Source organism: Janibacter sp. Soil728 (assembly GCF_001428305.1).
In the GTDB taxonomy this organism is placed as follows: domain Bacteria; phylum Actinomycetota; class Actinomycetes; order Actinomycetales; family Dermatophilaceae; genus Janibacter.
The window spans coordinates 765,006-782,840 of sequence record NZ_LMRZ01000004.1; the positions used below are offsets into that span (position 1 = coordinate 765,006).

Sequence of the window (17,835 nt, forward strand, 5' to 3'; positions counted from 1 at the left end):
CACCGGCGGGCTCACTGGCAGACTGCCGGGATGACCCAGCAGCCACTGTCGGTCGGGGACACCGCTCCCGACTTCACCCTGCGCGACCAGAATGGTCGTGATGTCTCGCTGAGCGAGTGCTTGGGGGAGCGGGCCGTGCTGCTCGTCTTCTACCCCTTCGCCTTCTCCGGGATCTGCACCGGTGAGCTGGGAGAGATCCGCGACGACCTGGGGCGCTTCGAGTCCGAGGCGGTCACCACCTTCGCCATCTCCTGCGACCCGATGTTCAGCCTGCGGGCGTGGGCCGACCAGCAGGGGTACTTCTTCCCGTTGCTGTCCGACTTCTGGCCGCACGGGCAGGTCGCGAGTGACTTCGGCGTGCTCGACGAGTCCGCGGGCAAGGCTGAGCGCGGGACCTTCCTCGTGGGGCGTGACGGACGCATCGCCTGGTCGTTGGTCAACCCCTCCGGGCAGGCACGCGACTTCACCGGCTACCACGAGGCGCTCACCCAGCTCGTCGACGCCTGAGACCTCTCGGGTGGCAGGTAGCCTTCCTCGTCATGAGCGACGACATCCTCGAGGTTGACCTGCTGGCCTTCGAGTCCGGGGACGGTGAGCGGGCACGGGCCGTCGTCGACGGTCTGATGACCTCGCTGGACACGGGCTTCGTCTACGTCGAGCACGACCTGTCCGAGGACCTCATCGACAGCGCCTACGGCATGCTCGAGGAGTTCTTCGGCGCAGCGCGCGGGGTCAAGGAGCAGTTCGTCGCTCCCGGCACCCACGGTCAGACCGGCTACACCGGCCTGCTCGTCGAGACCGCGGCCACCGCCGACGTCGCGGACTGGAAGGAGATGCTCAACTGGGGTCCCTCGATCCCGGCCGGGCACCCGCTGCGCACGCGCTACCCGCACCGGTACCACGACCCGGTGCTCCCGGAGTCGGCCGTCCCGGGCATCACCGAGACGCTCACGACCTTCCACAGGGCGGTCGCGGACCTGCAGCGCCGTGTCCTGCGGATCATCGCCACCGGCGTCGGCGCCCACCCCGACTACTTCGACAAGATGCTCGTCGACGGTCCGACCCTCTCTCGGGCCATCCACTACCCGGCGATGGAGTCCGCGCCCGACGCGCCGCACGTCTGGGCGGCCGAGCACGCCGACATCAACCTCATCACCGCGCTGCCCCGGGCCACGGCTGCCGGCCTGCAGGTGCGACTGAAGGACAGCGGCGAGTGGATCGATGCCGTCGCCCCCCAGGGTGGCGCGATCATCAACACCGGCCTCATGCTCGAGGTCGTCACCAACGGGGTCATCACGCCCGGTATCCACCGGGTCGTCGCGGCTCCCGGGCAAGAAGGTGATCGCTACTCGGTGGTCCAGTTCGCCCACCCCACACCGTGGACGGTCCTCAGCCCGCTCGTCGCCACCGTCACCGAGGAGACGCCGCAGCGCTTCTCGCCGATCAGCGCGGCCGACGCCCTCGACCTGGTGCTCTACGAGATCAACCTCATCGAGGACGCGCGGCGGGTCTGAGGCCGAGGCGCCGAGCACGGGCCGCGGGCTGACACAATGACCGCGGCGCCGTGCGCGCCGGGGCCTGTAGCTCAGGTGGTAGAGCACCGCGTTTACACCGCGGGTGTCGTCGGTTCGAGACCGGCCGGGCCCACATGACTTCCATCCCGCTGCGGGACGTGCTGAGCGTCCTCGAGGACTTCTTCCCGTCCGGGTCGGCTCAGTCCTGGGACCGTGTCGGGCTCGTCTCCGGCGACCCGGAGCAGCCGATCCGACGCGTCCACGCGGCCGTCGACCCGACCCTCGAGGTCGTCCAGGAGGCTCGCGACGCCGGTGCCGACCTGATCATCACGCACCACCCCCTGCTGCTGCGCGGCGTCCACTCGGTCGCCACGACCAGCGCGAAGGGAGCGACCGTCACCTCCCTCGTCGTCGGCGACGTGGCGTTGTACGTCGCCCACACCAACGCCGATGTCGCCGAGCCGGGGGTCAACACCGCGCTCGCCGCGGCCTGTGGTCTGACCTCGACCGAGCCCCTCACGATCGAGGAGGGTCGGTCGATGGGGCGCGTCGGTGACCTCGACGAGCCGGTCTCGCTGGCGGACTTCGCCACCCGACTGGCGGGCAACCTCCCTTCGGCCCCGTCGGGGATCCGCGTGGCCGGACCGGCCGACGGCGTCGTGCGACGGGTCGCGCTCCTCGGGGGTGCCGGCGACGGGCTCATCGCTGCCGCCGCTGCCGCGGGGGCCGATGTGTACGTGACGTCCGACCTGCGCCACCACCCGGTCCTCGAGGCCCGTGAGGAGGCCGCGATCGCCGGGGGCACCCCCTTCCTCGTCGATGCCGGTCACTGGGCCACCGAGTCGCTCTGGCTGGGCGGGATGCTCGAGCGTCTCGGGGAGTCTCTCGCTGCCGCCGGACACGACGTGGTTGGCTGGGAGACACACGTGAGCACCATCTGCACCGACCCGTGGAGTTTCACCGTGGGCGCACGAACCGACCAAGGAGACCCGCAGTGAAGGCAGACCCCTTCGTCCAGGCACGACTGCTCGAGCTGCAGGCGCTGGACACGCGCCTCCAGCAGATCGACCACGCCCGTACGCGCGTACCGCAGATCGCCGCCGCGCAGGAGGCCCTCGGTCGCCTGCAGCAGGTGGCTGACGATGTCGTGCGTGTCGAGACCGGACTGTCCGACATCCGTCGCGAGGTCGACCGGGCCGAGTCCGACGTGCAGCAGGTGCGCGACCGGACCGCGCGCAACCAGTCACGGCTGGACTCCGGCCAGGGCAGCGCCAAGGACCTGCAGGCGCTGCAGCACGAGCTGGAGTCGCTGGCCCGTCGGCAGTCCGAGCTCGAGGACGTCGAGATCGAGGTCATGGAGCGTCAGGAGAGCGTCGAGACGCGGCTGAGGGACCTGAGCACCCAGCAGGCCGACGTCCAGGCCGAGGTCGATCAGCTCACTGCCGAGCGCGACGCTGCCCTCGCCGAGCTCGACGCCGAGCGCATCGAGGTCGCCGGTCCTCGTGACGGGATCGCCGGCAGCATCGATGATGACCTCTTGGCGCTGTACGAGCGGGTCCGCGAGCACTCCGGGGGGCTGGCGGCCGCGGAGTTCAAGCACGGCCGGTGCGGTGGCTGCCGTCTCGAGCTCAACCCGACGGACCGCGCCGTCATCGAGCGGGCTGCCAGCAACGAGGTCGTGCGCTGCGAGGAGTGCACGCGCATCCTGGTGCGGACCCACTCCGATGACTGATGTCGAGCTGGCTGGGCGTCGGGGCTGACGTCGCCCTCACCACCTGCACCTGAGGGGACCTGACATCACCAACGTGCCTGACTGGCTCATCGCCACCGGTCTCATCGGGGCGGTCCTCTTCGGTCTGCTCTCGGCCTTCTTCCCCCCGCTCAACGCCGAGATCTATGCCGTGGCCGCACCCGTGATCTTCCCCGACGCCTGGGTCCTGCACGTGTGCGCGATGACGGGTGGTCTGGTCGTCGGCAAGATGTCGCACTTCGTCGTCGCGGAGAAGGGCGCCGAGGCCTACGGCCGTCGTCGCGAGGCCAAGGAGGCACGCGAGGCGGCGGAGCCCCGGCGACAGTCGGGGCCCATCCGGGGACGACTGACCCGGTGGAGCAAGGCGATGATCGACGTGCTGGACCGGCCCCGGCTCGGGCCGCTCGTCATGCTGGCGTCCTCGGCGGTCGGCTTTCCGCCGCTGGCCGTGGTCACCGTGGCGGCGGGCATCAAGCGGGTCAACATGGCGCTCTTCTTCGTCGTGACCTCGGTCGGGTGCCTCGCGAGGTTCGTCGTGACGGCGTGGCTGGTCACCCGAGGCATGTCGCTCGGCCACTGAGCTCCCGGCCACTGAGCTCCCGGCCACTGAGCTCCCGGCCACTGAGCTCCCGTCCCGCGTCCTGTCTCGCGTCGTGACCGGTTCACGAGCAGGTCGCCGGCGGAATTACCCTGACCCCATGAGCCAGCACGCAGACCTCACCCCCCAGCAGGCCTGGGATCGCCTCGAGAGCGAGCCGGCCGCGGTCCTCGTCGACGTGCGCACGCAGGCCGAGTGGTCCTTCGTCGGGCTCCCCGACGTGACCGCACTCGGCAAGCAGGTGGTCGCCATCGAGTGGACGACCTTCCCTGATGGCGCGCCCAACCCGAGGTTCCTCGAGCAGCTGCGCGCCGCCCTTCCGTCCGAGGATGCCCCCGTTCTCTTCCTCTGCCGCTCGGGGGCCCGCTCCGCCGCGGCGACAGCCACGGCCGTTGCTGCCGGGTACTCGGGTGCCACCAACATCAGCGAGGGCTTCGAGGGCGATCTCGACGAGCACGGCCACCGTGCCGTGAGCGGTTGGAAGCACGCCGGTCTGCCGTGGAGGCAGGGGTGAGCGGGACTCCCTTCGGTCCCGGCAACCCGCGCCCCCACCTGGACCCCGAGGGCCTGTCGGCCCAGACCCTGGCCGTGCGCGGTGGGCAGGCGCGCTCGACCTTCGACGAGACGTCCGAGGGCCTGTACCTGACCTCCGGGTTCGTCTACGGCAGCGCTGAGGAGGCCGAGGCCGCCTTCACCGACGGCGTCGACAAGTTCGTCTACTCCCGCTATGGCAACCCGACGGTCGCGATGTTCGAGGAGCGGCTGCGGCTGCTCGAGGGCGCCGAGGCCGCCTACGCCACCGCCTCGGGGATGTCCGCGGTCTTCACCGCACTCGCGGCACTCCTGGCGACGGGGGACCGGGTCGTCTCCTCGCGTGGCCTCTTCGGCAGCTGCTTCGTGATCCTCGACGAGATCCTGCCGCGCTGGGGCGTGGAGACCGTCTTCGTCGACGGCCCCGACCTCGACCAGTGGCGCGAGGCGCTGTCGGAGCCCACGACCGCCGTCTTCTTCGAGACGCCGAGCAACCCGATGCAGGAGCTCGTCGACATCGCCGCCGTCAGCGAGCTGGCGCACGAGGCGGGGGCCCAGGTCGTCGTCGACAACGTCTTCGGCACCCCCGTGTTCTCCAGGCCGCTCGACCACGGCGCCGACATCGTCGTCTACTCGGCGACCAAGCACATCGACGGGCAGGGGCGGGTCCTCGGCGGCGCGATCCTCGGCCCGCAGGACTACATCGACGGCCCGGTCAAGAACCTCGTCCGGCACACCGGCCCGTCCCTGTCGCCCTTCAACGCCTGGGTGCTGCTCAAGGGGCTGGAGACGATGGACCTTCGGGTGCGTCGCATGGCCGAGTCGTCGCTGACGATCGCTCGGGTCCTGCAGGAGCACCCCAAGGTCTCGCGGGTCATCCACCCGTGGCTGCCCGAGCACCCGCAGCACGAGCTCGCGCAGCGGCAGATGACCGGTGGTGGCACCGTCGTCACCTTCGACGTCGTCGGGGGCAAGACGGAGGCCTTCGCGCTGCTGAATGCCCTGCGCATCGTGGACATCTCCAACAACCTGGGCGACTCCAAGTCGCTCATCACGCACCCCGCGACGACGACGCACCGGCGCATGGGCGAGGACGCGCGTGCGGCCATCGGCATCACGGACACCACGCTGCGCATCTCGATCGGCCTCGAGGCCGTCGAGGACCTCGTCGCGGACCTGCGTCAGGCCCTGGGCTGAGTCCCGCCCCCGACGCCGGGGTCACCGAGCGGTCGCGTCGAGCACCCAGGGCCGGCCGGGGCGCTCCGGCTCGGTCAGGCCGACGTCGAAGGCATGCTCGAGCGCCCGGGCGAGGGCGCTCGGCGTCCGCGGCTCACGATCGACGCCGAGCAGGTGCCGGGTGACCAGTCCGCGCGTGTGCTTGGCCATGTGGGTGGCGCCGGGGACGCGGACCTGGACCCATTGCTCGGCCACCGGGCCAGATGGCGTCCACGCGGCCGTGTAGGTGCTCGAGCGGCAGTCGACCACCAGGCCGCTGCCGGCTGCCGCGGTGAGCTCCTGGTCGAGGGCTTCGCGCCAGTGGCTGGCGAGTGGGCCGACTCCGGGCAGGTTGACCGCCATCGACAGGCGGTAGGGGGGGATCCGGTCGCTCGGCCGCACCGCACCGAAGAGGGCAGACACGACGACGATCCACCGGTTGGCGCGCCGACGTTCGCCCGGCGCGAGGTCGCCGAGGTCGAGCGCGTCGTAGAGGACGCCGGTGTAGACATCGGCGGCCGGGGGAGCGGGTGCGGTCGTCAGGCGCGTGTTGCGGGCGACCTCCTCGACGAGGTTGGGGCTTACTCCGAGCAGCGCATGTGCGTCCTCGCGGGCACTCACTGCGGCGACGGCAGCGATCGCGGCCTCTCGCTGCGGACGCAGGGCGGCGAAGGACAGCGTGTCCAGATCGAGCGGCTTGCCGCGCGAACGACCGGCCTTGGACTCTGAGGGAGGGAGCAGCACGAGCACCCCCCGGACGATACGTCAGCCCTCTAGGGTGGCGAGCATGGCTTCGAAGCGCACCGTCACCCTCCGCTCCACCGATCCCGAGGCGGGAGAGGTGGTGGCCGCCGCGGGGATCAAGCCTCGCTTCGATGCCATCCGCACCGAGCAGGAGGTCCCCGCGCAGTTCCCCGCAGACGTCCTCGCAGAGGCCGACAAGGTTGCGGCGCAGCCGCTCTCACGACCGGAGCGCGACGAGAGCGAGATCCCCTTCCTCACCATCGATCCGCCCGGGTCGATGGATCTCGACCAGGCCATGCACCTGAGCCGTGACGGTGACGGTTACCGGGTGCGCTATGCCATCGCGCACCTGGAGTCCTTCGTCGCACCCGGCGGCGCGATCGATGCCGAGGCGCGGCGCCGGGGCCAGACGATCTACGCGCCGGACGAGCGGACCCCCCTTCACCCACCGACGCTCAGCGAGGGGGCCGCCAGCCTGTTGCCCGACGAGGTGCGTCCCGCATACCTCTGGGACATCCGGCTCGATGCCCGTGGCGAGCACACATCCGCAGAGGTCTACCCCGCACTCGTCCGCAGCGTCGACCGCCTCGAGTACACGGTCGTGCAGGAGGCCGTGGACGCCGGCACCGACGACGAGCGCCTCGTGCTGCTCAAGGAGATCGGTGAGAAGCGGATCGCTCTCGAGCAGGAGCGTGGAGGCGCTTCCCTGCCGATGCCCGACCAAGAGGTCGAGGAGGTCGACGGAGGGTTCCGGCTGCACCTGCGACCGCTCGTGCCGGCCGAGGACTGGAATGCGCAGATCTCACTGCTCACCGGCATCGTCGCGGCAGGGATGATGCTGAAGGCCAAGGTCGGTGTCCTGCGGACCATGCCCGACCCGGAGAAGTCCGCGGTCGACCAGCTGCGGCGCATCGCCCGCGCCCTGGGCGTCGAGTGGGCCGAGGGCACCGACCACGGGACCTTGCTGCGCTCGCTCGACGGGACCGACCCCAAGCACCTGGCCCTCATCCACGAGTCGACGGTGCTCTTCCGCGGGGCCGGGTACACGGCCTTCGACGGAGCGCCGCCGGAGGTCGTCGAGCAGTCGGCGATCGGGGCTCCCTATGCGCACGTCACGGCGCCCCTGCGCCGGCTCGTCGACCGATTCGGCCTGGCACTGTGTGCCGCGGTGAGCGCCGGCGACGAGGTGCCCCAGTGGGTGCGGGAGGCCCTGCCGCTGCTGCCCGATCTCATGGAGGCCTCCGACCGCAGGGCCGGCGCCGTGGAGCGGGCGACCACAGACGCGGTCGAGGCGGCCACGCTCGCCGACCGGGTGGGGCAGGAGTTCCCCGCAGTCGTCGTCGACGCACCCGACGGCAAGGACGACAAGGGCGACCTCGAGATCCAGCTGGTCGACCCCCCGGTCATGGCCAAGGCGAAGGGAGTGGCCGAGCTCGGCGTCGAGGTCACCGTGCGGCTGACCGATGTCGATCTGACGCAGGGCAGGGTCACCTTCGAGGTGGTGTGAACCGGGGGCGGGCGATGGTCTAGAGTCTGCGGCAGCGAAAGGGAGTAGTCCCCAACAGGTGTGTCGACATACTGAGCCGCGACCCTCGGGTCTCGACTCCGGCACATCGGGCCAGCACTGCTGGCGGACGAGACTTTCGACCGGTTTGTTGTTGCCACATTCCCGGTCGAGGCTCGTCATCACGACTCCTCGTCCGGGCGGACGAGGAGTCTTTTTCATGTTCTCAGCACTGGTGCTCAGCACCGTGGTCATCTTCGTCGCCGAGCTCGGCGACAAGAGCCAGCTCATGGCGATGACCTTCGCGACCCGGTACCGGGCGCGCGATGTCATCATCGGGATCACCATCGCCACTGCCGTGGTGCACCTGGCGTCCGTGGGCATCGGCTACTTCATCGGCGCGAGCTTCGAGAAGTACCAGGGACCCATCGCCATCGTCGCCGGTCTCGCCTTCCTGGCCTTCGCGGCCTGGACCTTGCGCGGCGACGAGCTGACCGACGAGGAGGCGCAGAAGGCGCGCAAGGCCAAGGGCTCCGCGCTCCTGGCAGTGGGTCTGGCCTTCTTCCTCGCCGAGCTCGGTGACAAGACGATGCTGGCCACCATCACGCTCGCCGTCCGTGAGGACTGGTTCGGCACGTGGATCGGCTCGACGATCGGCATGGTCGCTGCGGACGCGCTGGCCATCGCCGTCGGCGCGGTCCTCGGACGCAACCTCCCGGAGAAGATCATCAAGTACGGCGCCGCCGCGGCCTTCGCGATCTTCGGTCTGGTCCTCATCGCCCAGGGCCTGGGCTGGATCGGCTGAGCCTGCCCACGCTGGGGGTCTGGCTCCCGTAGACTGCTCCACGGATGAGTCGGCCGGACGGCTGCGTCACCGCCTCGGCGGTGTCGAGGAAAGTCCGGGCTCCACAGAGCATGGTGGTGGCCAACAGCCACCCGGGGCGACCCGCGGGACAGTGCCACAGAAAACAGACCGCCTCGACCGCTTGCGGACGAGGTCAGGGTGAAACGGTGGTGTAAGAGACCACCAGCGATCCGGGCGACCGGATCGGCTCGGTAAACCCCACCAGGAGCAAGTCCAGACAGTGCGCGCTCGAGGGCTGCTCGCCCGAGTGCACGGGTAGGACGCTGGAGGTCGTCGGCAACGGCGACCCGAGATGGATGGCCGTCTCGCCGGCACCGGTGACGGTGTCGGACGACAGAACCCGGCTTACAGGCCGACTCATCCCACCCCCTTCGCCACGAGGGGCCCAGCGGCCCGGCTGTGCCTACTCGCGCGTGGTGTGTCGCACCCAGCCGATGACCGCCCCGAGCAGCAGCACGAGTGCGGCGGCGACGACGGATGGCCAGGGCAGGAGCACGGCCACCACGAGGCACCCGATGAGGCCCAGGGCGGGGACGATGCGACGGCTCCACCGGTGGTCGAGGGTCCACGCGCTGGCGTGGACCAGCGCGAAGTGGACGAGGACGCAGGACGCCGCGAAGGCGATGGCCTGCCGCACGTCGACGAGCACCACCGTGACGATGGTCAGGGCAGCGACGACTGCGAGGGCGCGACGCGGCACCAGGCTCGACCCCACCCGCTCGGCCAGCCAGGTCGGGAGGTGCCGGTCGCGAGCCATCAAGGCGACGTCACCGGCCGCGCTGAGGACGAGGGCCAGCAGGACCCCGCCTGCTGCGAGCACCGCGGTGATCCGCAGGACGGGCCCGAACCAAGGCCACGCAGAGATCTCTGCAGCCTCCGCGAGCGGCGCCTGGCGGGCAGCGACCCATCCCGTGCCCAGGGTGTGGGTCAGGGCCATGGTCACCAGCAGGTGCAGGGCGATGACGATGCCGAGAGAGAGCGCGATCGCCCGCGGGAGGGTGTGTGCGGGGTCCTTGATCCGGTCGCGCAGGTTGATCAGACGCAGGTGGCCGGTGAAGGCGAAGATGACGAAGCCAGCGGCCGACACCACGCCGATCGGCCCGCCAGCCCCCTCAGGATCGCGGGGTGCGTCCGCCAGCACCGGGGGAGTGGTGAGCAGGATCGTGACGAAGACGATGATGATCAGCACGACGAGCAGGGCGATGAGCTGCTCGCCACGCGGGGAACGCTCGATGCCCTGCAGATGCAGGCCGAGCACGGCCACCACGGCGACGGCGGCGATGATCTTGGACCAGTCCGGCAGGACGTGCAGGCCCATGGTCTGGGCCAGCGCGGCGCAGGCCGCGATCGATCCCATGACATGGGCCCAGCCAGCCAGATGGCCCCAGGGCACGCCCAGCCGATCGCGTACCCGGGCATGCGCCCCGAGCTGGGAGCGGCCGGTGGCCACCAACCGGATCGACGAGGTGGCGTTGGCGACGGCAATGGCACCGCCGAGGAGGACGGCCCAGATGAGGTGGTCACCGGCCGAGGCGGCAGCCGGTGCGAGCACGATGAAGAGGCCGGCGCCGATCGTCGCTGCCAGGCCGGTGCCCACGGCGTCGGGCAACGTCAGTCGACGGTCCTTTCCGTCGGCACGCTGCTCGGACGCTGTCGCCATGGCAACACCCTGCCGTATCTGCCCGTCCCTCGCAGGGAGCGCGCCGTCCGCGGTCAGCTGCCCTTGGCCGCCAGACGTGCGGCTCCGATGATGCCTGCTTTGTTCTTCAGTCGGGCGGGGACGATCTCGGTGCGCAGGTCGAGCAGGGGAAGGAAGGTGTCGGCCTGCTTGCTGATCCCGCCACCGACGACGAAGAGATCCGGCCACAGCAGGTCCTCGACGCGGGTGTAGTAGGTCTGGAGGCGCTCGGCCCACTGCTCGATGGTCAGGTTCTCGCGCTTCCGGGCCGACTCGGCGGCCCGGCTCTCCGCCACCTGTCCGTCGATCTCGAGATGGCCGAGCTCGGTGTTGGGCACCAGGTGGCCGTCGATGATCAGCGCCGACCCGATGCCGGTGCCGAGGGTGGTGAGGACCACGACGCCGTCGTGGCCCTTGGCCGCTCCGTAGTGACGCTCCGCGACTCCTGCGGCGTCGGCGTCGTTGACCACGTGCACCTCGCGCTGCAACCGGTCAGCGAAGAGCGCTGCGGCGTCCACACCGATCCAGGACCTGTCGATGTTGGCTGCGGTGCGCACCACCCCGTGCGTGACGACGGCGGGGAGGGTGATCCCGACCGGCACGTCCTTCGTGACCGAGAAGTGGTCGACGACCTGCTCGACCACGTCGCAGACCGCGTCGGGCGTGGACAGCTCAGGGGTCGCGATGCGCAACCGGTCCTCGGCGAGAGCCCCCTTGCCGAGGTCGACCGGCGCGCCCTTGATGCCGGACCCTCCGATGTCGATCCCGAGGGCATCGTGCTTCTTGCTCATCGTGGTCACCTGTCAGCTGAGGGTGAGGATCTCGTTGCCCTCATGGGTGATGAGGATCGTGTGTTCGAACTGGGCCGAGCGACGCAGGTCCTTGGTGACGACGGTCCAGCCGTCATCCCACAGGCCCCACTCCGGTGTGCCGAGGTTGAGCATCGGCTCGATGGTGAAGGTCATACCGGGCTCGATGACGGTGTCGTACCCGGGGGCGGCGTCGTAGTGGGGGATGACGAGGCCGGAGTGGAAGCTCGTGCCGATGCCGTGACCGGTGTAGTCCCGCACGACGCCGTACCCGAAGCGCGCCGCGTACTTCTCGATCACCCGACCGATGATGTTGACCTGTCGGCCGGGCACGGCGGCCTTGATGCCCCGCATCATCGCCTCGTGCGTGCGCTCGACGAGCAGGCGCGACTCCTCGTCCGGCTCGCCGGCGAAGAAGGTCGCGTTGGTGTCGCCGTGCACCCCACCGACGAAGGCGGTGATGTCGATGTTGACCAGGTCCCCGTCCTCGAGTTGCCGGCTGTCCGGGATGCCGTGGCAGACGACCTCGTTGACCGATGTGCACAGCGACTTGGGGAACCCCCGGTAGCCCAGTGTCGAGGGGTACGCCTCGTGATCGAGCAGGTACTCGTGACCGACACGGTCGATCTCGTCGGTGGTCACCCCGGGTGCGATGGCTGCCCCGGCCGCGGCGAGCGCGCCCGCGGCGATCCGGGAGGCATGGCGCATCCGCTCGATCGTCTCGGCGTCCTTGACCTCCGAGCCGACGAAGGGGGTGGGAGCCGGCTTGTCGACGTACTCGGGTCGAGCGATCCGACCGGGGACCTCACGTCTCGGCGAGACCACTGCGGGCGTCACGGTTGCGGCGGAGGCGAGCATGCTGTGGAGTCTAGGCAACGCGGGCGCTACCGATGCGCCCCGGTCAGCGGACGAGGGTTCCGCGAGGAAGGACGGCACGACGATGGCGTACTGGTTCAACATCGAGACCAACCAGGTCGAGAGCGACGACAACCGTTCGCAGAACGCGGACGTCATGGGTCCCTACGACACCGAGGCAGAGGCCGCCGGAGCGCTCGCCAGCGCTCGTGCCAAGACCGAGGCCTGGGACGAGCAGGACCGCAAGGACCAGGAGTGGGAGAGCGGCGACGCCGGGGCCTGAGCCGGCTCAGCGGGGCCGGTGCAGCGTGAGCGCCCAGCTCCCGTCGCCCGGCCAGCGCGCCCCGTCCCACGAGGAGTGACGGGTCACGAGGGACAGGCGGGCGGCGAAGGCCGCCCGCTCGAAGTCCTCCGGGCTCACGGCGGCCGCGCCCTGCGGCTGGTGCCCGGGCAGGGCCCAGCCGCACACGAGGAGCCCGTCGGCGCTCAGGTGTGCCCGCATGCGACGCAGGACGTGCACGAGGGTGCCGTCGGCGAGGAAGGGCACGACATTGCCCGCCAGGGCCACGATGTCGAAGGTCTGCGCGGTGAGCGAGAGCGTGGCCAGGTCGGCGTGCACGAAGCGGGTGACGTCATCGCGTTCCCTGGCGACATCGATCATCGCGGCGTCCGCGTCCACACCGACGACGTCATGACCCAGCCGCGTGAGGGTCGTGGCCACCCGGCCGGTGCCGCACCCCGCATCGAGGATCCGCGCGGGCGCCTCCCGCAGTCCGTGCAGGAAACGGGCCTCTCCGTCCAGGTCAGTGCCCTGGCGGGCGAGCTCGTCGAACCGACGCTGGTAGGCGTGGGCGGCATCGATGCCGCCGGACACCTCTGACCACCGGGTGCGGATCTGCGGTAGGTCGTCGGGCACCGTCGTCAGCTCTCGAAGGAGTGCTCGGCAGCGGGGAAGCTGCCCGAGGCCACATCAGCGGCGTACGCACGAGCCGCGTCACCCAGGACAGTGCTCAGGTCCGCGTACTGCTTGACGAAGCGGGGTGCCTTGCCGGTGCGCAGACCGGCCATGTCCTGCCAGACCAGGACCTGCGCGTCGCAGTCCGACCCGGCACCGATGCCGACCGTGGGGATGCGCAGCTCGCGGGTCACGGCCGCGGCCGCGGGGGCGGGGACCATCTCCATGACGACGGCGAAGGCCCCTGCCTCCTGGACGGCGCGAGCGTCCTCGAGGAGCTTGCTCTGGGCCTCGCCGCGTCCCTGGACGCGGTATCCGCCGAGGGTGTGCTCGCTCTGGGGGGTGAAGCCGATGTGTGCCATGACGGGGATGCCGCCCTGGGTCAGACGCTGGATGGCCGGTGCCATCTCGACCCCGCCCTCGAGCTTGACCGCGTGGGCCAGCCCCTCCTTCATCAGGCGAGCCCCGGAGAGATAGGCCTGCTCGGGAGAGGCCTGGTAGGTGCCGAAGGGGAGGTCCGCCACGACGAGCGCGCTGGCAGCGGCCCCGGCCACCGCACGCGTCAGCGGGATCATCTCCTCGAGCGTGACCGGCACCGTCGTCTCGTGGCCGTAGACGTTGTTGCCGGCCGAGTCTCCGACGAGGAGGACGGGGATGCCGGCACCGTCGAAGACCTGGGCGGCGTACATGTCGTACGCGGTGAGCATCGCCCACCGCTCGCCGCGCTCCTTCATCGCCTGCAGGTGGTGGATCCGTACCCGCTTGGGCGGCGCCGACGTCGGCGCCGCTCCGCTGCCGTACGGCGCGGTGTTCTCAGGTGCGGGGCCCTCAGCGGGGATGGGGGCGGTGGGCGTCGAGGGCGTGCTCATGGACCCAGCCTATGGCGACGCGCACATCGGGGGCTCTGGGGTAGGGGATAGAGGGAAAACCCGGACGGTGCCACCCAGAAGAGTAAGGATTGCTTCAGGAAATTTCGTCAGGCCTCCCGAGAGCCGTCAAATCTTGGTTGAGTGCGCTCACCCCCTGTGGCGAGAGCCACACCATCAATTGGAGGATCTGTGAAGAGACGCCACACCTATGTCGTGTCCGGTCTCGCCGCGTCCGCCCTCGTTCTCACTCTGGCGCCGTTGTCGGCGACCGCTGGGACGACGGCCGTGGCCCCCGATGACTCGGCCGCCTCGACGGCCCGGCACGACGACCTGCCCAACCCCCTGGGTGATGCCCAGCGCGAGCTGCGCAAGGACGCCGTCGACCAGCTGATGCGGGGCGAGGCCAAGCTCGTGACCAAGAACGGCAAGCAGGTCATCGAGATCAAGAGCGAGGACCCTGCCGAGCGTCACGCCAAGGGCAAGGCCAAGAAGCCGCCGCGCACCAAGTACGTCCAGTACGACGTCAACCGCGAGGCATCGATCTTCACGATCCTCACCGACTTCGGCGACCAGACGCTGCCCGCCACGGGCGGTGAGGCCGGACCGGCCCACAACGAGATCCCCGAGCCGGATCGCGCGCAGAACAACTCGACCATCTGGAACTCCGACTTCAGCCGTGAGCACTACGAAGAGCTGATGTTCGCCGAGGGCCAGGAGTCCTTCAAGGACTTCTACCTCAAGCAGTCCAACGGTCGCTTCCTCACCAAGGGTGACGTCAGCGACTGGGTCACGGTGCCCTACAACGAGGCTCGTTACGGCCACAACCCGGTCAAGGGTGATGGGACCAGCGAGGCCGACGGCTACTGGAACTACATCAAGGACACGGCCGCCGCCTGGTACGAGGACCAGAAGGCCCAGGGCAAGAGCGACGCCGAGATCAAGCAGTACCTGGCGCAGTTCGACGTGTGGGACCGCTACGACTTCGACGGTGACGGCAACTTCGACGAGTCCGACGGCTACATCGACCACTTCCAGGCGATCCACGCTGGTGAGGGCGAGGAGGCCGGCGGCGGCGCCGAGGGCGAGGACGCCATCTGGAGCCACCGCTGGTACGCCTTCTCCAACAACATGGGCAAGGCCGGGCCGGAGCAGAACAAGCTCGGCGGTGTGCCGCTGGGTGACTCCGGCATGTGGATCGGTGACTACACCACCGAGCCCGAGAACGGTGGTCTGGGTGTCTTCACCCACGAGTTCGGCCACGACCTCGGTCTGCCGGACCTCTACGACACCGCTGGTGGCGACAACGGCACCGGCTTCTGGACCCTGATGTCCGGCGGCTCCTGGCTCAACGACGGGACCGACGACATCGGCTCCAGCCCGGGCTACATGGGTGCTTGGGAGAAGCTGCAGCTGGGCTGGCTGGACGTGCAGACCGTCAAGCAGGGCGAGACGACCAATGTCGACCTCGGCCCGGCCGACCGCGATGACGCCAAGAAGCCGCAGGCCGCCGCCGTCATGCTCCCCCCGGAGACGGTGACGACCGACTACAACACGCCCCACTCGGGCAGCTACGAGTGGTGGTCCGGCTCGGCCGACAACCTCAACAACACGCTCACCCGTGAGATCGACCTCACCAGTGCCACCTCGGCATCGGTGTCGGCTCAGCTGGCGACGGACACCGAGGAGGGCTACGACTTCCTGTACACGGAGGTCAGCACCGACGGTGGCTCGACCTGGACCGAGCTTGCGGCAGCCGACGGCGGCGACCTCTCCTGGAACCAGGTGACCCACGACCTGAGCGCGTACGCCGGCAAGACGGTCCAGTTCCGCTGGCGCTACCAGTCGGACGGCGGGGTCTCCGAGCCCGGCGTCTTCGTCGACGACGTCAACATCACCGTCGACGGGACCACGGTCCTCGCCGACGACGTCGAGTCCGGTGACAACGGGTGGACGGCTGACGGGTTCACCCGCATGACCGGTTCGACCTCGGTCGACGTGCAGAGCTACTACCTCGCCGAGAACCGTGTCTACTCGGGGTACGACAAGAACCTCAAGACCGGTCCGTACAACTTCGGCTTCCCGGACCGTCCGGACTGGGTGGAGCGCTTCCCGTACCAGGACGGCCTGCTCGTCTGGTACGTCAACAACGGCTACGCCGACAACAACACGAGCGCGCACCCCGGCTACGGCATGGTGCTGCCCGTGGACGCTCGTCCGGCACCGGTGAAGTTCTCCAACGGCAAGCTGCTCGGCAACCGCCGTCAGCCGTTCGACGCCACCTTCGGCAAGCAGCGCACCGACACGGTGACCTTCCACAACGCCGGGATCCCGCAGACGGTGCCGTCGAGCAAGGGCATCACGACCTTCGACGACTCCGACCCGGACCGTTACTGGTCCGCCGAGAACCCGTGGAGCTCGACCAAGGTGGCCGGTTCCGGCACCTCGATCAAGGTCCTCGACGAGAAGAAGGACGGCATGAAGCTGCGCGTCCAGGCGGCACGCTGATCGCGTCCACCTGCTGAGCACGGCGACATCGGGCCCGCCTCGTCCATCGGACGGGGCGGGCCCGCTCATCTTCGCGGCCCGCCTAGGGCAGGATGGTCGACATGGATCGTCAGCAGGAGTTCGTCCTCCGCACCATCGAGGAGCGGGACATCCGGTTCGTCCGGTTGTGGTTCACCGATGTCCTCGGGACCTTGAAGTCGGTGGCCATCGCCCCGGCCGAGCTCGAGGGCGCCTTCACCGAGGGCATCGGCTTCGACGGCTCCGCGATCGAGGGCTTCACCCGGGTCTACGAGGCGGACATGCTCGCCCGGCCTGACCCCTCGACCTTCCAGGTGCTGCCCTGGCGCGGTGAGCACCCCGGCACCGCGCGGATGTTCTGCGACATCCAGCTCCCCGACGGCAGCCCGGCCCTCGCCGATGCCCGATACGTCCTGCGGCGGGCGCTCGACAAGGCCGCCGACATGGGCTTCAGCTTCTACACCCACCCCGAGATCGAGTTCTTCCTGCTGAAGCAGGGCACTCCGCCCGGTGAACGCCCGGTCCCGGTCGACGACGGGGGCTACTTCGACCACGTGCCGAAGGGGGAGACCCACGACTTCCGTCGGGCCGCCATCACGATGCTCGAGTCCGTGGGCATCTCCGTGGAGTTCAGTCACCACGAGGGTGCGCCGGGGCAGAACGAGATCGACCTGCGCTACGCCGACGCGCTCTCGACCGCGGACAACATCATGACCTTCCGGACGGTCATCAAGGAGGTGGCCCTCGAGCAGGGGGTCTACGCCACCTTCATGCCCAAGGTCTTCGCCGAGTACCCGGGCAGCGGCATGCACACCCACATGTCGCTCTTCGAGGGCGACACCAATGCCTTCCACGAGCCGGGCGCGCCCTACCAGCTGAGCAAGGTCGGCCGGCAGTTCATCGCAGGCCTGCTCCACCACGGACGCGAGTACGCCGCCGTGACCAATCAGTGGGTCAACAGCTACAAGCGGCTCTGGGGCGGAGGAGAGGCTCCGGCTCACCTCACGTGGGGGCACAACAACCGCTCCGCGATGGTCCGGGTCCCCATGTACAAGCCCAACAAGGGCAACTCGAGCCGCGTCGAGCTGCGCAGCCTCGACGCCTCCTGCAACCCCTACCTCGCCTTCGCGGTCATGCTCACCGCAGGGCTGAAGGGGATCGAGGAGGGCTACGAGCTGCCCCCCGAGACCGAGGACGACGTGTGGGGCCTGACGGATCGCGAGCGACGCGCCATGGGGATCAAGCCGCTGCCCTCGAGCCTCGCCGAGGCCATCGAGGCGATGGAGGAGAGCGAGCTGGTCGCCGAGACGCTCGGCGAGCACGTCTTCGACTTCTTCCTGCGCAACAAGCGCCAGGAGTGGGCGGACTACCGCAACCAGGTCACCCCCTTCGAGCTGGAACGCCTGCTGCCCCGCCTGTGAGGAC

The 17,835-nt window shown here is 69.6% G+C and carries 18 protein-coding genes, 1 tRNA gene and 1 other RNA gene; 14 read left to right on the top strand and 6 right to left on the bottom strand.

The window, feature by feature from the left end:
- Positions 1–30 precede the first annotated feature (30 nt).
- From ASG73_RS10460 to ASG73_RS10495, 8 genes are all read left to right on the top strand, one after another.
- On the top strand, positions 31–507 hold the full coding sequence (locus ASG73_RS10460) for a peroxiredoxin (RefSeq protein WP_055994244.1): 477 nt from the start codon (positions 31–33) through the stop codon (positions 505–507).
- Between the two features lie 32 nt (positions 508–539).
- A complete protein-coding gene (locus ASG73_RS10465) occupies positions 540–1,514 on the top strand; it encodes an isopenicillin N synthase family dioxygenase (protein ID WP_055994246.1) in 975 nt (324 codons plus the stop codon).
- Positions 1,515–1,574: 60 nt separating this feature from the next.
- A tRNA-Val gene (locus ASG73_RS10470) sits at positions 1,575–1,647 on the top strand.
- A 1-nt stretch (position 1,648) separates the two neighbouring features.
- A complete protein-coding gene (locus ASG73_RS10475; RefSeq protein WP_055994248.1) occupies positions 1,649–2,512 on the top strand; it encodes a Nif3-like dinuclear metal center hexameric protein in 864 nt (287 codons plus the stop codon).
- Positions 2,509–3,246 carry a zinc ribbon domain-containing protein gene (locus ASG73_RS10480; RefSeq protein ID WP_055994250.1) on the top strand — a complete coding sequence of 246 codons (738 nt, stop codon included), beginning with the start codon at positions 2,509–2,511 and terminating at the stop codon, positions 3,244–3,246. The genes ASG73_RS10475 and ASG73_RS10480 overlap by 4 nt, the downstream gene beginning before the upstream one ends.
- Before the next feature lie 73 nt (positions 3,247–3,319).
- Positions 3,320–3,844 carry a hypothetical protein gene (locus ASG73_RS10485; protein WP_055994252.1) on the top strand — a complete coding sequence of 175 codons (525 nt, stop codon included), beginning with the start codon at positions 3,320–3,322 and terminating at the stop codon, positions 3,842–3,844.
- 118 nt (positions 3,845–3,962) lie between these two features.
- Positions 3,963–4,376: a rhodanese-like domain-containing protein gene (locus ASG73_RS10490; RefSeq protein ID WP_055994254.1), complete on the top strand. Its 414-nt coding sequence runs from the start codon at positions 3,963–3,965 to the stop codon at positions 4,374–4,376.
- Between the two features lie 38 nt (positions 4,377–4,414).
- Entirely contained in the window at positions 4,415–5,590 is a 1,176-nt protein-coding gene (locus tag ASG73_RS10495; RefSeq protein ID WP_235499429.1) for an O-succinylhomoserine sulfhydrylase, read from the top strand.
- A 21-nt stretch (positions 5,591–5,611) separates the two neighbouring features.
- On the opposite strand, the gene ASG73_RS10500 is transcribed toward ASG73_RS10495, so the two are convergent.
- Positions 5,612–6,358, bottom strand: coding sequence for a YaaA family protein (locus tag ASG73_RS10500; protein WP_055994258.1), 747 nt, complete (start codon positions 6,356–6,358; stop codon positions 5,612–5,614).
- Positions 6,359–6,395: 37 nt separating this feature from the next.
- Here ASG73_RS10500 and ASG73_RS10505 point away from each other — a divergent pair, with 37 nt between their 5' ends.
- The 3 genes from ASG73_RS10505 to rnpB all read left to right on the top strand — a co-directional run bounded on the left by ASG73_RS10505 (position 6,396) and on the right by rnpB (position 9,085).
- Positions 6,396–7,859: an RNB domain-containing ribonuclease gene (locus ASG73_RS10505; RefSeq protein ID WP_055994260.1), complete on the top strand. Its 1,464-nt coding sequence runs from the start codon at positions 6,396–6,398 to the stop codon at positions 7,857–7,859.
- Positions 7,860–8,076: 217 nt separating this feature from the next.
- Complete coding sequence (locus ASG73_RS10510) at positions 8,077–8,661, top strand: TMEM165/GDT1 family protein (RefSeq protein WP_055994262.1); 585 nt, start codon at positions 8,077–8,079, stop codon at positions 8,659–8,661.
- A 45-nt stretch (positions 8,662–8,706) separates the two neighbouring features.
- Positions 8,707–9,085: RNase P RNA component class A (gene rnpB, locus ASG73_RS10705), an RNA gene on the top strand.
- A 39-nt stretch (positions 9,086–9,124) separates the two neighbouring features.
- On the opposite strand, the gene ASG73_RS10520 is transcribed toward rnpB, so the two are convergent.
- From ASG73_RS10520 to map, 3 genes are read right to left on the bottom strand one after another with little or no spacing between them, the layout of a single operon-like run.
- Entirely contained in the window at positions 9,125–10,381 is a 1,257-nt protein-coding gene (locus ASG73_RS10520; RefSeq protein ID WP_055994266.1) for an APC family permease, read from the bottom strand.
- A gap of 53 nt (positions 10,382–10,434) precedes the next feature.
- Complete coding sequence (gene ppgK / locus ASG73_RS10525) at positions 10,435–11,190, bottom strand: polyphosphate--glucose phosphotransferase (protein WP_055994656.1); 756 nt, start codon at positions 11,188–11,190, stop codon at positions 10,435–10,437.
- A gap of 12 nt (positions 11,191–11,202) precedes the next feature.
- Positions 11,203–12,066, bottom strand: a complete 864-nt coding sequence (gene map / locus ASG73_RS10530) for a type I methionyl aminopeptidase (RefSeq protein ID WP_055994268.1) — start codon at positions 12,064–12,066, stop codon at positions 11,203–11,205.
- Between map and ASG73_RS10535 the strand changes: the two genes are divergently transcribed.
- Positions 12,065–12,346: a hypothetical protein gene (locus tag ASG73_RS10535; protein ID WP_327077488.1), complete on the top strand. Its 282-nt coding sequence runs from the start codon at positions 12,065–12,067 to the stop codon at positions 12,344–12,346. The genes map and ASG73_RS10535 overlap by 2 nt on opposite strands.
- 6 nt (positions 12,347–12,352) lie before the next feature.
- Here the strand turns inward: ASG73_RS10535 and ASG73_RS10540 are convergent, their stop codons facing one another.
- Both ASG73_RS10540 and panB read right to left on the bottom strand, forming a co-directional pair.
- On the bottom strand, positions 12,353–12,979 hold the full coding sequence (locus tag ASG73_RS10540; RefSeq protein ID WP_200946751.1) for a class I SAM-dependent methyltransferase: 627 nt from the start codon (positions 12,977–12,979) through the stop codon (positions 12,353–12,355).
- A 5-nt stretch (positions 12,980–12,984) separates the two neighbouring features.
- Positions 12,985–13,887, bottom strand: coding sequence for a 3-methyl-2-oxobutanoate hydroxymethyltransferase (gene panB, locus ASG73_RS10545; RefSeq protein ID WP_055994272.1), 903 nt, complete (start codon positions 13,885–13,887; stop codon positions 12,985–12,987).
- Positions 13,888–14,076: 189 nt separating this feature from the next.
- Between panB and ASG73_RS10550 the strand changes: the two genes are divergently transcribed.
- Both ASG73_RS10550 and ASG73_RS10555 read left to right on the top strand, forming a co-directional pair.
- Positions 14,077–16,392, top strand: coding sequence for an immune inhibitor A domain-containing protein (locus ASG73_RS10550; protein WP_055994274.1), 2,316 nt, complete (start codon positions 14,077–14,079; stop codon positions 16,390–16,392).
- Positions 16,393–16,493: 101 nt separating this feature from the next.
- The gene (locus tag ASG73_RS10555) at positions 16,494–17,831 is read left to right on the top strand and encodes a glutamine synthetase family protein (RefSeq protein WP_055994276.1); all 1,338 of its coding nucleotides are present in this window, start codon (positions 16,494–16,496) and stop codon (positions 17,829–17,831) included.
- The last annotated feature ends 4 nt before the right edge of the window (positions 17,832–17,835 follow it).

Bases quoted from the DNA above. Each gene is read 5' to 3' on its own strand.
- ppgK (WP_055994656.1), bottom strand. From the start codon at position 11,190: ATGAGCAAGAAGCACGATGCCCTCGGGATCGACATCGGAGGGTCCGGC.
- ASG73_RS10460 (WP_055994244.1), top strand. From the start codon at position 31: ATGACCCAGCAGCCACTGTCGGTCGGGGACACCGCTCCCGACTTCACC.
- ASG73_RS10475 (WP_055994248.1), top strand. From the start codon at position 1,649: ATGACTTCCATCCCGCTGCGGGACGTGCTGAGCGTCCTCGAGGACTTC.
- map (WP_055994268.1), bottom strand. From the start codon at position 12,066: ATGCTCGCCTCCGCCGCAACCGTGACGCCCGCAGTGGTCTCGCCGAGA.
- ASG73_RS10510 (WP_055994262.1), top strand. From the start codon at position 8,077: ATGTTCTCAGCACTGGTGCTCAGCACCGTGGTCATCTTCGTCGCCGAG.
- ASG73_RS10490 (WP_055994254.1), top strand. From the start codon at position 3,963: ATGAGCCAGCACGCAGACCTCACCCCCCAGCAGGCCTGGGATCGCCTC.
- ASG73_RS10465 (WP_055994246.1), top strand. From the start codon at position 540: ATGAGCGACGACATCCTCGAGGTTGACCTGCTGGCCTTCGAGTCCGGG.
- ASG73_RS10520 (WP_055994266.1), bottom strand. From the start codon at position 10,381: ATGGCGACAGCGTCCGAGCAGCGTGCCGACGGAAAGGACCGTCGACTG.
- ASG73_RS10555 (WP_055994276.1), top strand. From the start codon at position 16,494: ATGGATCGTCAGCAGGAGTTCGTCCTCCGCACCATCGAGGAGCGGGAC.
- ASG73_RS10505 (WP_055994260.1), top strand. From the start codon at position 6,396: ATGGCTTCGAAGCGCACCGTCACCCTCCGCTCCACCGATCCCGAGGCG.
- panB (WP_055994272.1), bottom strand. From the start codon at position 13,887: ATGAGCACGCCCTCGACGCCCACCGCCCCCATCCCCGCTGAGGGCCCC.
- ASG73_RS10535 (WP_327077488.1), top strand. From the start codon at position 12,065: ATGCTGTGGAGTCTAGGCAACGCGGGCGCTACCGATGCGCCCCGGTCA.